The 14486-nt window shown below is 43.1% G+C and carries 9 protein-coding genes; 6 read left to right on the forward strand and 3 right to left on the reverse strand.

What is annotated here, in order from left to right:
* Positions 1–7: 7 nt before the first annotated feature.
* A complete protein-coding gene (locus tag HXT33_RS00185) occupies positions 8–1333 on the reverse strand; it encodes an AAA family ATPase (RefSeq protein WP_004136530.1) in 1326 nt (441 codons plus the stop codon).
* A gap of 368 nt (positions 1334–1701) precedes the next feature.
* Here HXT33_RS00185 and dcm point away from each other — a divergent pair, with 368 nt between their 5' ends.
* Together dcm and HXT33_RS00195 are read left to right on the forward strand one after the other, a co-directional pair.
* The gene (dcm, locus tag HXT33_RS00190) at positions 1702–2976 is read left to right on the forward strand and encodes a DNA (cytosine-5-)-methyltransferase (RefSeq protein WP_410296336.1); all 1275 of its coding nucleotides are present in this window, start codon (positions 1702–1704) and stop codon (positions 2974–2976) included.
* Between the two features lie 108 nt (positions 2977–3084).
* On the forward strand, positions 3085–4533 hold the full coding sequence (locus HXT33_RS00195; protein ID WP_421787055.1) for a Sau3AI family type II restriction endonuclease: 1449 nt from the start codon (positions 3085–3087) through the stop codon (positions 4531–4533).
* 266 nt (positions 4534–4799) lie between these two features.
* Here the strand turns inward: HXT33_RS00195 and HXT33_RS00200 are convergent, their stop codons facing one another.
* Positions 4800–7037, reverse strand: coding sequence for an RNA degradosome polyphosphate kinase (locus HXT33_RS00200; RefSeq protein WP_004119572.1), 2238 nt, complete (start codon positions 7035–7037; stop codon positions 4800–4802).
* A gap of 610 nt (positions 7038–7647) precedes the next feature.
* On the opposite strand from HXT33_RS00200, the gene HXT33_RS00205 reads away from it, so the two are divergent.
* From HXT33_RS00205 to HXT33_RS00215, 3 genes are all read left to right on the forward strand, one after another.
* Complete coding sequence (locus HXT33_RS00205; RefSeq protein ID WP_421787057.1) at positions 7648–8379, forward strand: MIP/aquaporin family protein; 732 nt, start codon at positions 7648–7650, stop codon at positions 8377–8379.
* Positions 8380–8568: 189 nt separating this feature from the next.
* The gene (locus tag HXT33_RS00210) at positions 8569–9618 is read left to right on the forward strand and encodes a glutamyl-Q tRNA(Asp) synthetase (protein WP_421787625.1); all 1050 of its coding nucleotides are present in this window, start codon (positions 8569–8571) and stop codon (positions 9616–9618) included.
* Between the two features lie 35 nt (positions 9619–9653).
* Positions 9654–10454, forward strand: coding sequence for a YggS family pyridoxal phosphate-dependent enzyme (locus HXT33_RS00215; RefSeq protein WP_421787059.1), 801 nt, complete (start codon positions 9654–9656; stop codon positions 10452–10454).
* Positions 10455–10492: 38 nt separating this feature from the next.
* Here the strand turns inward: HXT33_RS00215 and HXT33_RS00220 are convergent, their stop codons facing one another.
* Complete coding sequence (locus tag HXT33_RS00220; RefSeq protein WP_004136519.1) at positions 10493–11308, reverse strand: fumarylacetoacetate hydrolase family protein; 816 nt, start codon at positions 11306–11308, stop codon at positions 10493–10495.
* Between the two features lie 339 nt (positions 11309–11647).
* Between HXT33_RS00220 and clpB the strand changes: the two genes are divergently transcribed.
* Positions 11648–14242 (forward strand): ATP-dependent chaperone ClpB, encoded by a 2595-nt coding sequence (gene clpB, locus HXT33_RS00225; protein ID WP_047923626.1) that lies wholly within the window; start codon positions 11648–11650, stop codon positions 14240–14242.
* The last annotated feature ends 244 nt before the right edge of the window (positions 14243–14486 follow it).

The raw sequence follows: 14486 nt of genomic DNA on the forward strand, positions 1-14486 counted from the left end.
TAATAGTCTAATTTGTTTGCATCTGATTTAACATATCCGCAAAAACCTTATGGAGCGTCGGCTGTGGAGCAGAAGCATACACGCTATGCTGATAATTCTTACCAAAGTTAACGTTGCGATTTTCCCACTCAGTAAGAGGATGCAAAGATGATTCTCCTAGCAGATTTTTCTCAACAAACCAAATCTGATCTCTATCGAGAATAGATTCATCTACTCCAGAATTGCTAATAAGACTCAAATCATGAGTTGTGAAAATCAATTGTGACTGATTAGGATTTGTTTCGGGATTATTATAAAGACTAATCACCTCCGATATAAGCTGCATACTAAGGCTTGTATCAATTTCATCAATCAACAGTATCGATCTTTTCAATAGAGCATCTAAAACAAAAGCAAATAACACCAATGCTGTTTTAGTTCCTAAAGATTCAAAACCTTCAGGAAGTTGGCGCTCTTGCTGTCCAGAATGCGTAAACGCTAAACGAGAAACGCTGAATTTCTGCAATTTTGCATCATTTTCTAAACCATTACTTGTAGGTTTGCTACTATCCGCATCGAGTTCCTTAATAAGATGTGCAATTTTCGTTAATTTTTCTGAAGTGACAGCATCTAATTGCTCGTCTTGTACTGCTACACCTTTTAACCCTAAATCTGCGTATTTAAGCAACTTACTAATGTTGTGCGCAAAATCTGGGTGTTCTCGCAGACTTCTTCTTAAGACATCACGATACTCATTAAAATTAACTGTTCTACATTGCATCCTAGAAGTTATCTCTTCGTAAGCAGCCTGTAGCGCAGATACTCCAGATGCTGCAGCAGTAGAAAGAAAGAGCACATTATCTTTTGTAATCTTCTCTACAGCTTTACCAACATTTTTAATAGACGTTCCAAATCTAATTGGTTTACCGTGTTCACGTTCAAATAATATAGTTTTTCGGTTTGTTGTTGATCGGAAAAGCCACAAAACTTCTTCTAGAACATGCTGATTATTTATTACGAACCAATACTGATACCTATTATTGTCACTTGCAATAAATTCTATAAAGAAGGTTGATGGCTTATTCTCTGATTCTTTATTGAGAATAAAAGGAATAGCATTTATACCTGAATTAGAGCCGCCATCTTTGAAACTATTTTCTACAAAATTTCTTAAAAATGATATACACCTTAATAAGTTTGTTTTACCACATGCATTCCCACCATATATTGCAGCAAGCGTTGATACTTCTGGATGAGCCCATTCACAATCTTTTACGCGAATGCTTCTTTGCATAGTAAATTGCTGCAATTCTCGAAAACTTAAAGCGTTCATTACGCTAAAATTGAGCAGCATAACTACCTCCAGTTGCCTTGTATATATAATCTTTTGCAACATTCTTTATGTAAACAATAATAGTAAAAAATAGCATATTTGCAACCTACAAACAGTTTTTTGCATAAAATCTGCATAAAAGCAGTTGAAAATTTAAAGAATAAGATTGTTGTTCGTATGCGTGTGGTAGGTAACTTATACTAAAACGTAAGCGACGTTAAATTCTCAAACTTCCCAAAACTGGCAAATGGTTTAAATATGTTCTATTTGCTTGGAGAATCAGATTCGGAGTTGGGCTTCACAGTTTAGCAAAATTTGATCTTTTTGTGTATTGAATTTATACTAAATTATACGTGTATTGAAAATTTGCTAATGTTACGAGGGTTTATATGTCCAAGACAATAAAAGTTGCTGAACTTTTTGCAGGAGTAGGTGGATTTCGTCTTGGGCTTGAAGGGTATACTCCTTCTGATGGAAACAATTTTACTGCGGAACCGGCAGGACCTTTCAAAACAGTTTGGGCAAACCAGTGGGAGCCTGCCGGGCAAGAATCCAAGCAATTTGCGTGGAGGTGCTATGAGAAGCGTTTTGGCAAAGGTAGCTGTGTTAATGAAGATATAGCAGAAGTGCTTAAAAAATTTGAACACGGGGAATGTGATATTCCAGATTTTGACATGCTTGTTGGCGGTTTTCCTTGTCAAGATTATTCTGTGGCAAAACCTTTAGCATTATCTTCCGGAATTGACGGCAAAAAAGGAGTTCTGTGGTGGAGTATTAATAAAATGTTGGAATTGCGCCACCCTAAATATGTTCTACTTGAAAATGTTGACCGTTTATTAAAATCACCTGCCGCGCAGCGCGGTAGGGATTTTGCCATTATTCTCTCTTGTCTTTTTCGATTAGGATACAGCGTAGAGTGGCGAGTTATTAATGCTGCTGACTATGGAATGCCTCAAAGACGTAGACGAGTATATGTTTTTGCAGAACATGATTCTAAGAAATGGTATAACTTGTCCGAGCATCTTTTGCAAAACGGTGTTATTGCACGAGCTTTTCCAGTATCTGTTTCAGAAAAAAACGCCGCGCAATATGAATTTTCTATTAGCGACAATCCGTATGTTATATCTCAAGATTTTGGCAAACAAGCTAAAGTGAGCCTATTTCAGAATGCTGGTGTTATGCAAGATGGAGTAGTTTATACCGTTAAAACGGATGCTGTGTTTGCTGGCAATGCAATGACATTAGGTAGTGTTTTAGTTGATGCCAATCAAGTGCCTAAAGAATATTGGATTGAAGAAGATAAGCTTGCTTCTTGGCAGTATCTTAAAGGCGGTAAAAGGGAGTTGCGAACAGCTTCAAATGGATTTGAGTACATGTATTCCGAAGGCCCTGTTGCTTTTCCAGATAAAATTGATGCACCAAGCAGAACTATTCTTACAGGTGAAGGTGGGAAAAGTGCTAGTAGAACCAAACATGTTGTTATGCAAAATGGCAGATTGAGAAGACTCGTTCCAGATGAACTAGACCAGCTGCAAATGTTCCCTAAAGGTTGGACGAATGATGGAATGAGTGATGGTCATAGAGCGTTCTGTATGGGGAATGCGCTGGTTACTGGTATTCCGCATAAAATTGGTGAAGTTCTTGCTAATGACATTTTGGCATAAAATCATATCTAAATAATTATGATTATTTATAGGTTGCGGAGGAATTAAGTTAATAGGAAAATGTAATAAATAAAGTTGTGCCAGGGAAGATGCAGAATGGTGGGAAGTATGTCTAATCATATAGGCGGCAATCGCAAGTTTTCAGACATTGACGAAATAACCGCTCTCCTTACTGGAATCAATGGCAAAACTTTTCGTGAGATTGATAAAACTGGTCGTGGTGAAAAAGCAGGCAACAAGGGTTCTTTAGGCAATATTATTGAAGAATCAGTTTTCGGGTATTCTATAAATTCCGATAAGCAACCAGATATTATGGTTGCTGATGAATTTTATGAATTAAAAGTCACGCCGATTCGTTCGAATAAGAAAAAGAAGATAGTTGCTAAAGAACGTTTGGTCGTTGATATTATCAACTATTTGACGCTGTGTAATGAGGTTTTTGATAACTCATCATTTTGGCAAAAAGCGCGTCAAATGATTATTATTTATTATCTTGATAACAGGACTGATAAAACCAACCAATCCAGACTTGATTGCACTATTTATGGTTCTTTTGTATTGAAATATGAACCTGGTGAGCTAGAAACAATTCGTAAAGATTGGGAATATATAAAAAACAAGGTTGCTGCTGGTCATGCAGATGCATTAAGTGAATCAGATACCAACTATTTAGCTGCCTGTACTAAAGGGGAGTCTGCTGCAAAGTCTTTTAGAGACGCTCCTGCGCCAAGTGGGTTCGAAAGTAAATATATATGCGCAAAACAACGTGCGTTTTCGTATAAGCCTAGCTATATGACCATTGTTGCACAAAGAGTTTTAGGTGAAGGTAGTCTTTTTGAACGGTTGCCAATGTCTATTAACGAAAATCTTAATGATTATGTGCAAAAGAAGATTGGGCGATATGTTGGTTATAAAATTTCTGATTTGGCCAATAAATTTAATGTGGAGCTTAAAACGCATTATTCTTTTAATTCGCAGCTTGCACTGAAGATGTTGGGTGTAAAAAAGAACAGAATAGAAGAAATTGAACAGTTTGCTGCAGCGAGTGTGACTCAACTAAAAACTACTGTTTTGTATGATGACGGTAAACCAGAGCAGAATATGTCTTTTCCTGCGTTAAAAGAGGATGATTGGGCTGAATTAGCAGATCCAAATATGCAGTGGCATGATTCGCGATTGTATAAGTTTTTTGAGAATAATAAGTTCTATTTTGTTGTTTTTAAAAGCAACGGGAAAAATAGAAAATCGACTTGTTATAAAGATGATGTTTTAGTTGGTGGTTTTCTATGGAATATGCCAGAAGAAGATATTGAAAAATATGTTGCGCCTGCGTGGAATAAAGTGCATGAGATTATGATATCTGGTGAATCTACTGGCTATGGAACGGATGAGAATCAGCTCCCTAAGATGTTATTCAATCACGTATTTCATATGAGGCCACACGGTAAAAATGGCAATGATGTTATAACGCTTCCAAACGGTGAAACTATCACCAAACAATGTTGGTGGTTAGATAGGCTATACATTGCCAAAATAGTTGCTGAGAATATTAGTTAGATATTGCAACTGGCGCTCAAGGTAATTAAGTGATTACAGTAAAAACATCCCAAAACTGGCAAATGGTGGCGTAAAAAACATCCCAAAACTGGCAAATAATTGTTCAAAAAACATGCCAAAACTGGCAAATGGTGCTGTAGAAGATTTTCGGCTATTGCTGGAACGCTTGAGATTTAGCCAGATTATAAGGGTCAATAAATACAACAAGAGCCAGAAACATGTTACTGAATCTGGCTCTTGCTTATCGTTTATTTAGTTGCTTGCGATTAGTTCGCACCGCGAGGCTTACGCGTGTGGGTGTGAATTAAGTAAGCCTGGCTGTCTACGAGCGGACGACCTTCCTTATCGCGAGAATGCAAGGTATACGTGCCGTCGCCATCCATCCACCACGAAACAGTAGAATCAGCCATTTGCAAATCAATGTACTGAATCAAAGCTTCAACCTGATCTGGCGCGCTAATTCTAACCAGAGTTTCAACGCGGCGGTCAAGATTACGGTGCATTAAATCAGCCGAGCCAATCCACACTTCTGGGCCACTTGCAGGACCATCACCAATCTGAGGGCCGCAAGAATTAGCGAACGCGTAAATGCGGCTGTGCTCAAGGAATCGGCCAAGAATAGAGCGAACGCGAATATTGTCGCTCAATCCCTCAATTCCAGGCTTAAGCGAGCAGATACCACGCTCAACAATATCAATCTTTACTCCAGCTTGAGAAGCTCGATACAATGCGTCAATAGTCTGCTCGTCAACCACAGAATTGACCTTAATCTTAATCCAAGCTTCCTTCCCAGCAAGAGCCGCGGCTTCCTCGCGCTGAATTCGCGCAATAATACCAGTTCGAACTGTACGAGGAGCAACAAGCAGGCGGTGGAAGCTCGACTTTGGTGCATAACCAGAAAGCTGATTAAACAAACGAGTCAAATCCTGGCCGACTACAGGATCGCAAGTAAGCAAACCCAAATCCGTGTACAAGCGAGCAGTCTTAGGATTGTAATTACCTGTACCAACGTGGCAGTAGCGGCGCAACCCTTCTGCTTCTTGGCGGACCACGAGCGAAAGCTTGCAGTGAGTTTTCAAACCAACAATGCCGTACACAACGTGAACACCTGCTCGCTCAAGCTTACGAGCCCAAGCAATATTTGCATCCTCGTCAAATCGTGCCTTAATCTCAACCAGCGCAAGCACCTGCTTGCCAGCGTGAGCCGCATCAACAAGAGCGTCAATAATTGGCGAATTGCTAGACGTGCGATACAAAGTTTGCTTAATTGCAAGCACTTTTGGATCCGCAGCAGCTTGCGCGAGGAACGCTTGCACAGAAGTAGAGAACGAATCGTAAGGATGATGCAACAAAATGTCATGCTCGCGAATCGAGGCGAAAATATCTTGCGCGTGGCTAGTTTCAACTTCCGCAATCTGACGGTTCGTAGTAGGAATGAATGGACGGTACTTCAAATCTGGGCGGTCAAGCGCCTGCAATTCAAACAATACCGTCATATCAAGCGGCGAAGGCAAGCGGTAAACTTCCTCAGGGCTTACGCGAAGCTGATTTGCAAGAAGCTGAGAAAGGAATGGGCTGGCCTCGTTAGAAATTTCCAAACGAATAGGCGGTCCAAAACGACGACGAAGAAGTTCCTTCTCCATAGCGTTGAGCAGGTTTTCTGCGTCATCTTCCTCAACGTCAATGTCCTCGTTACGCGTAACGCGGAAGGAACGAGCTTCCTTAATAATCATGCCTGGGAAAAGCGATTCCAAGTGTGCCGCAATCAGCTTTTCCATAGTGATGAAGCCGTAACGCTCTTCGCGACCTTCTTCGTCTGTTAAATCGTCAACTGGTACAAGACGGTTCAAATTATCTGGAATTTTTACGCGCGCAAAATGCGACTTTCCAGAATTTGGATTTTCGACGATAACAGCCAAGTTAATAGACTTGCCGGAAATGTACGGGAATGGGTGAGCAGGATCCACTGCAAGAGGCGTAAGAACAGGGAACACTTGCTTTTTGTAGTAATCAGACAAACGCGCTTTTTCTGATTCTGTAAGCTTATCCCAGCTGAGCAAAACAATGCGCTGCTTTGCAAGCTCAGGAAGAATGTGCTCAATAACATAGTGAGCGTGCTCATCTTGGCGGCGGTGAGTGACCTCACTAATAGCGCGCAATTGCTGACGAGGGCTTAATCCGGATGCTGCAGTTACTGCTATTCCGGAATCTATTCTGCGCTTTAATCCTGCAACTCGAACCATAAAGAATTCGTCGAGATTTGACGCAAATATAGCAGCAAAATTAGCGCGTTCAAGTAGCGGCAAATCGGTATTTTGTGCCAACTCAAGCACGCGACGATTGAACTTCAACCAGCTTAACTCGCGGTCGAAGAAACGATCTTTTGGTAACGGTAGCTCGCCCTCACGAGCTTCACGCTTTTCTGCCTTTTCATCTTCGGCGATGTGTTCGGCAATTTGACCGCGCAGTATCGCCTTTGAGGGAGCGTCAAAAATCTGTACCATACTCTGTAATTGTATGCGCTGTAAGGGAAGTGCGCGAATGAGTGTCGGGTGATTCGACACGCCGTCATTTGCTTAATTCGAACGCAAACGCACATGATAACCTTTGCATATTCACAAAAGTGTGCAATAGTTACGATTTTTTCAGTGCAATTGAACAGTATTTACAATATGTGAACAAATGCTATTTTGCGCTTTACTATTAGGCAAAAAACGATGATAATAATAATTACAAAAACAAAAAAGAGATAGCGGTAACCCACAAAAGTGTATGGATATAGAATCCGTGGACGTTGGACGGGATATTTAAGACTTTAACCGTTGCAACGAGGATGTTGTGAAGATGAAACCGCAAATATTGTTTTTGTAAATGAGAGGCTCGCCAAAGTGGCGGGCCTCTTTTGATGTGAGGGCGATTTTACTGTTTACGAAGACTGTCGCGCGCATAAGGGAAACTATCAAAGAATAATTGTTGGAATTCATTTTCTTAGCTTCTTTGAAAATGAGGATGTATTGTGTTCCATGCTGTGCTAATCGCAATTGCGAGTTGCTAATTTATTGACGCGTGATTACGTGTGCGGAGTTTGAAACAGGTAAGAAGGATCGAAGGACCATGCAATATTCGTTTATGACGAAGTTGGCTGCAGAATTTATTGGCACTGCCATTCTTATGATTTTTGGGAACGGTGCTGTGGCAAACGTTGAATTAAAAAATACTAAAGGACATCATGCAGGTTGGCTAAATATTGCTATGGGCTACGGTTTTGGCGTGATGTTCCCAGTGCTAATGTTCGGAGGAATTTCCGGCGCGCATATCAATCCTGCTATGACAATTGCGCAAGCAGTAAACGGCATGTTCCCATGGAAGGATGTAGCTCCTTATATTGTTGCACAGCTTTTGGGCGCATTGGTTGGCCAGCTTATTGTGTACGTAACTTATTTGCCGCACTACAACGAAACTGAGGAGTCAGAAGCTATTCTTGGCACTTTCTGCACTACGGATGCGTATAACAACAAAATTAACTACTTCCTTAACGAATTCTTCGGCACGCTTGTGCTTGTTTTGGCAGCTCTTTGCTGCCTTACTTCTCCATGGGGTGAGAAGAATTTGGCTGGCGCTTCAATCGTTGTTGGCTTCGTTGTTTGGGGTTTGGTGACTTCTATGGGCGGCCCAACTGGTCCTGCTTTGAACCCTGCGCGTGATCTTATGCCGCGTTTGCTTCACGCTATTTTGCCGATTCCACACAAGGGATCTTCTCGCTGGGGCGAAGCCTGGATTCCAGTTATTGCTCCTATTGCCGGCGCAATCTTGGGTGTGGTTATGTATAAGTCGTTATTTGCATAAAATATTGCTTTTAACTGTGATTGATTGCGGTTTATTGCGATTGTAAGAAGCGCGTAATGCTAGTATGAATGCGTTACGCGCTTTTTATTTTGCAAGCTTATGTTTTGCGAGCTTATGCTTTGCAAACTTGTGCTTATTAAGAAAAATATTGGAAAAGATTTTAAGAAAGATTTTAAGAAAGACGAAATCATGTTTTCTAAGTCAACTATTGCAATTGGTCGTTTTGCGCCGACTCCTTCCGGGCGTATGCATATTGGCAATATGGTAGCAATGTTGGCTGCGTGGCTCTCTGCAAAATCGCAAGGCGGCCACATGCTTTTGCGTTTGGAAGATCTTGATATTGCGCGAATGCCGAAGGATGCTAGTGCGCGAGTTATTGACGATTTGAAATGGGCTGGTCTTGATTGGGTTGGTGAGCCTACTTATCAGCATGAGCGCACTGAAATCTACCAAGAAGCTCTTGAATCTCTAGAATCTTTGCAAGATGACGACGGAAATTCGTTAATCTACCCTTGTTTTTGCTCGCGTTCCGATATTCGTGCAATTGCAGCTCCGCAAGAAGGCGACGGTTTTATACGCTACCCGGGTACGTGCAGAAATCTTCGCAAAACTTCGGAAGGCTTGGCGCAAATCGAAATGCGTTTGCAAAATAATCAGCAACATTCTTTAAGGCTTGCTGTTCCCTCGGCTGATTCGCCGCAAGCGAATGTGAGTTTTGAAGACGCGATTTTTGGTGCGCAATCTTTTAATATTGATCGCGATTTGGGGGATATGGTGATTCGCCGCGCGGATGGCGTCTTTTCCTATCAGCTTGCGGTTGTTGTTGACGATGTTTTGAGCGGAGTAAATGATATTGTGCGCGGACGTGACTTGCTTCGTTCGGCAGCGTTGCAGATTTGGATTGGTGAGCTGCTTGAAAAATCGGGATTTTTTGCGGCTCACGGCGTGCACTATGTGCGTCCGCAATTTGCGCATTTACCGCTAATTGACAACGCACAAGGCGATAGGCTTGCCAAAAGTAAGCACTCGCTAGACGTTGGTGCTCTTCGTGAAGCTGGCTGGAGTGCCGAGCGCATGATTGGCTATTGCATGTATCTTTTGGGATATAAAAAGCATGGTCAAAATCAGCCTGTAGATATGAGCGCCGCCGACGCGCTCGCGTTGTTTGAAAGCTTTGACACGCCGTGGGGTTCTGTTCGCGCAAACCTAGCCGACAAATCCGTGCCCTTCCTTGACTAAACTATGTAGTTAGGCTTGATAGATTGGGGCAATAAATGGCATATATGACGCAAAAAGATTTAGCGAATACTGAGGTCGATTGTGTTCGTGCGCGTCAAATTGCCGACGGCGTGCACGGCGTGCAAGACGCCATTGCTCAAGCCGAATCGCATTATGGTCGCAAAGCTGAGTCGGTTACACTGCTTGCCGCAACTAAAACGCGAGATGTTGGCGAAATCATGGCAGCGCTCAAAGCTGGAGTGCGCGTAATTGGGGAAAATCGCCCACAAGAAATCGTTGCAAAAGCCGAAATTTTATGCGCACAAGCTGCTAGAGAAGGTTTAAGAGTTGGTGTAAACGGCGAAATTCCGCTCTACTTAATAGGTCAGCTGCAAAGCAATAAAATAAACAAAGTTTTACCACTTGCAAATGGTATTCAGTCGGTTTACGGCATTGAACTTGCGCAAAAAATATCTGCTCGCGCGCAAAATTTGGGACTTTGCACAGACGTTATGTTGGAAGTGAATGTTTCGGGAGAAGCTACAAAATCCGGGTGCGCTCCCGAACGTGCGATTGACGAAGCTCTCGCTATATCTAGCTTGCCTGCGCTTAATTTGCACGGATTTATGACGCTCGGAGCGCGCGTAGACGATGAAAAAATAGTGAGAAGTGGTTTCGCAAAATTGCGAGAAATTAGAGATTTTGTGAGTGAACAACTCGCGCAAGATCATGATGGAAACTCTGCAAAACTAGAGCTTTCGATGGGAATGTCCGGCGATTTTGCGTGGGCGATTGCCGAAGGTTCAACAATGGTTAGAATCGGTTCGGCAATCTTTGGCCCACGCGCATTTGTGTAGTTTTAAGTCAAAGTTTTAAGTCAAATCGATGATTTTAGTTACGCATGCACAATCACATTGCGCAGCGAGCCAATACCATCTACGTGCACAATCGCTTCGTCACCGGCGCGTAAAGTTCCAGCTGGGTATGGAGTTCCTGTCAAAATCACATCTCCTGGAAGAAGCGTTGAGAAGCTTGAAATCGCAGCAATTTGCTCAGGAATACTGTGAATAAGTCGAGCTGTAGTACCGTCGGCTTCTGGCACATTTTCACCATTAAGCGTAAATGAAATATGTGCATCGCGCCAATTTAGCTCGGTTGTAATCCAAGGTCCAAGTGGGCAAGAAGTGTCGAAACCTTTTGCGCGCGTCCACATTGGGTCGCTTCCTGCGCAATCTCGTAAAGTTACGTCATTTACGCAAGTAAAGCCAAAAACGTAGTTCATTGCGGTAGCTGCAGTCACATTTTTGGCGATTTTGCCCATAACAACTGCCACTTCTGGCTCAAAATTCATGTCGTTTGAGCAAGCAGGAATCACAATCGGATCGTCCGGACCAATTACAGAAGTGCTCGGCTTTGTAAAAATAACCATATCTGCGGCGGTATGCGAAGAAGCCGCAGGAGAAGTAGCGCGCTCGTCGTCAGAACGCGTATCGTAATTTTTTGCCAATCCGTAAACTTTTGAAGGAATTACAGGCACAAGCAAGCGCACGCCATCCGCATCCAACGCGTAACGTTTACCAGTTGGCTTAACTCCTTGCGGGCTTAAAGGATGCCCTTCAAGCGCTACTAAATAATCTTTACCGTCGGTTTCGTCTTTTTGAACGAAAGCGTATTGCGGAACTTCATTATACGAAAAACGTGCAATTCTCATGCTTTTAAGATTACGACATATTTGCTACTTAATTAAGCATTGCTTGATACTTAACTAAACTTTGCTTGCTGCTTAATTAAATTATTTGCGTAAATTATTTGCGATTGAAAGTTCTTGAAAACAAAACTTGAGTCTAGTACACTCAAGTTTTAGGAATAAAGTTATAGGAAAATCTGTTATACGTATCAGATACATGAAACTGAAAGCTCGTTAGAACTCGAAAGTATCGTCAAAAAGCTTGAAATTGCAACGAGAGTTGCAATAAAGGTTGCAATAAAAGTTGCAGCGATTTGACTTAACTGAAATGTGTTTTAGAGCTTTCGTGGAAATGAGGTAGATATGGAACAAAAGTTTACAACCTTAGCGCAAGACGCATTAAGCGACGCTGTGCAAAGTGCAGCGGCTGCTGGCAATGCGCAAGTTGACACTTTGCATTTGGCGGATGCCTTACTTCGCCAAGAGCAGGGCGTCGTTCGCGCGCTTATTGCTCAGGCGGGGGCGGACGCGCAACAAATCGGTTCTGAAATTCGTAACGCATTAGTGGCATTGCCTTCATCTACTGGTTCAACTACAACTAAGCCAGATGCAAGTCGTCAGCTTTTGGCTGCGCTAAGCCAGGCAGAAAAAGAAATGCGCGCAATGGGAGACGAATACGTTTCTACGGAACACATGCTTATTGGCATGGTTGCTAGCGCGCCAAACGCTGTTGCGGATATTTTCAAAAAGCACAACGTTTCTGCAGACGCGTTGCGTAAGGCTGTGCCAACTGTGCGCGGTGGCGCGAAAGTTACGAGTCCAGATGCGGAAGGCAACTACAAAGCGCTCGAAAAGTATTCTGTTGATATGACTGCGCGCGCTCGCGAAGGAAAGCTCGACCCAGTAATTGGACGAGACCAGGAAATTCGCCGCGTGATTCAGATTCTTTCTCGCCGCACGAAGAACAATCCTGTGCTAATTGGAGAGCCGGGCGTTGGTAAAACGGCAGTTGTAGAAGGATTGGCTCAGCGAATCGTTGCAGGAGATGTGCCTACGACTTTGCAAAACAAGCGTCTTATCAGTCTCGATTTGGCTTCGATGGTTGCAGGTTCGAAGTATCGCGGCGAGTTTGAGGAACGCTTAAAGGCAGTGTTGAAGGAAATTCAGCAATCGGACGGTCAAATTATTACGTTTATTGACGAAATTCACACTGTTGTTGGCGCAGGATCTGCAGAAGGTTCAATGGATGCTGGCAATATGCTTAAGCCAATGCTTGCGCGCGGTGAGCTGCGCTTGGTTGGTGCAACTACGCTTAACGAGTATCGTGAGCATATTGAAAAGGATTCGGCGCTTGAACGCAGATTCCAGCAAGTGTTTGTTGGCGAGCCGTCTGTTGAAGATACTGTGACGATTTTGCGCGGACTTAAGCAACGTTACGAAGCGCACCACAAGGTGACAATTAGTGACGATGCAATCGTAGCCGCAGCAACGCTTTCAAACCGCTATATTACCGGTCGCCAGCTTCCAGATAAGGCGATTGATTTGGTGGATGAAGCGGCAGCTCACTTGCGTATGGAGCTTGATTCACAGCCAGAAGAAATTGACGAATTGCAGCGCAAAGTTACGCGTCTTGAAATGGAAGAAATGCAATTAAAGAAAGCGGAAGATGCTGCTGCGCGCGAACGCTTAGAAAAGTTGCAGGAAGAATTGGCAAACTCGCGCGAAAAGCTTTCTGGATTGAAAGCGCGTTGGGATGCGGAAAAGGCTGGCCATAACAAGGTTGGTGATTTGCGAGCGCAGCTCGATGCTAAGCGCGTAGAAGCCGACAAATTCACGCGTGAAGGCAATTTGGAGCAAGCAAGCCGTATTTTGTATGGCGAAATTCCAAGCATTCAAAAAGCTTTGGAAGAAGCGGAATCGCAGGCTGCTAACGCTAAGAGTGAAGCGAAAGAGCCAATGGTTCCGGATCAGGTTGATGCTGATTCTATTGCTGGAGTCGTTAGCGAATGGACGGGCATTCCTGTTGGTCGCTTGATGCAAGGCGAAAATGAGAAGCTGCTCAACATGGAAAAAGAGCTTTCTAAGCGCGTTGTTGGCCAAAGCGAAGCAATCCAGGCTATAGCGGATGCTGTGCGCAGAAGTCGTGCTGGAATTGCAGACCCTAATCGCCCAACTGGTTCCTTCTTGTTCTTGGGTCCTACTGGCGTTGGTAAGACGGAGCTTGCTAAGGCTCTTGCCGACTTTTTGTTTGACGACGAGCGTGCAATGGTTCGCATTGATATGAGCGAGTACATGGAAAAGGCTTCTGTTTCGCGTCTAATCGGTGCTGCTCCTGGTTACATTGGCTACGAGGAAGGCGGCCAGCTTACTGAAGCTGTGCGTAGACGTCCGTATTCTGTAGTGCTTTTTGACGAAGTTGAGAAGGCACATCCAGAAGTATTCGACGTTTTGTTGCAGGTTTTGGATGATGGTCGTTTGACTGATGGTCAGGGTAGAACGGTTGATTTTACGAATACGATTTTGATTATGACATCAAACTTGGGTTCGCAATTCCTTGTGCAAGAGGGCTTGGACGATGCTGCTAAACGCAAGGCTGTTATGAACGCTGTTCACGCTGAGTTTAAGCCAGAGTTCATTAACCGTTTGGATGAGCTTGTTATGTTCCATCCGTTGAGCCGCGAAGAGCTTGGTGGAATTGTGGATATTCAAGTTCGTCAAGTGGCTGCACGCTTGAGTGATCGCCGCATTAGCTTGGATGTGAGTGATTCTGCTCGCGCTTGGCTTGCGGAGCATGGCTATGATCCAGTTTACGGTGCTCGTCCGTTGCGTAGATTGGTTCAAACGGAAATTGGCGATCAGCTTGCGCGATTGTTGCTTTCTGGCAAGGTGCATGATGGCGCTCGCGTAGTTGCGGATTGTGCAGAGAGCGACGACCATGTAACTCTCAAGATTGCGTAATCTATGCATTATTTAATGTAGTCAAATAATGTAGTCAAATAAAACAAAGCGTGCTGTTTATTGGATTATTTTCCAGTAGACGGCACGCTATTTTTGTATCTGAATAAAAAATATTTGTAGAATTAACTTGTAATAAAAAGGTGGATTTCCCCCTTAATTTTTCGAGTTATTGCTGATAATTGGCATTATAGGATATGCGTATCTTTTAAAATTTTAATTGTTTTTTATAAAAATCTATTTTTTT

The organism is Gardnerella sp. DNF00753 (assembly GCF_049244275.1).
Taxonomy (GTDB): domain Bacteria; phylum Actinomycetota; class Actinomycetes; order Actinomycetales; family Bifidobacteriaceae; genus Bifidobacterium; species Bifidobacterium greenwoodii.

Excerpts from the sequence above, each read along its gene's own strand:
- HXT33_RS00220 (WP_004136519.1), bottom strand. The coding sequence starts at position 11,308 with ATGAGAATTGCACGTTTTTCGTATAATGAAGTTCCGCAATACGCTTTC.
- HXT33_RS00215 (WP_421787059.1), top strand. The coding sequence starts at position 9,654 with ATGGCATATATGACGCAAAAAGATTTAGCGAATACTGAGGTCGATTGT.
- HXT33_RS00195 (WP_421787055.1), top strand. The coding sequence starts at position 3,085 with ATGTCTAATCATATAGGCGGCAATCGCAAGTTTTCAGACATTGACGAA.
- HXT33_RS00205 (WP_421787057.1), top strand. The coding sequence starts at position 7,648 with ATGCAATATTCGTTTATGACGAAGTTGGCTGCAGAATTTATTGGCACT.
- HXT33_RS00200 (WP_004119572.1), bottom strand. The coding sequence starts at position 7,037 with ATGGTACAGATTTTTGACGCTCCCTCAAAGGCGATACTGCGCGGTCAA.
- HXT33_RS00210 (WP_421787625.1), top strand. The coding sequence starts at position 8,569 with ATGTTTTCTAAGTCAACTATTGCAATTGGTCGTTTTGCGCCGACTCCT.
- dcm (WP_410296336.1), top strand. The coding sequence starts at position 1,702 with ATGTCCAAGACAATAAAAGTTGCTGAACTTTTTGCAGGAGTAGGTGGA.
- clpB (WP_047923626.1), top strand. The coding sequence starts at position 11,648 with ATGGAACAAAAGTTTACAACCTTAGCGCAAGACGCATTAAGCGACGCT.
- HXT33_RS00185 (WP_004136530.1), bottom strand. The coding sequence starts at position 1,333 with ATGCTGCTCAATTTTAGCGTAATGAACGCTTTAAGTTTTCGAGAATTG.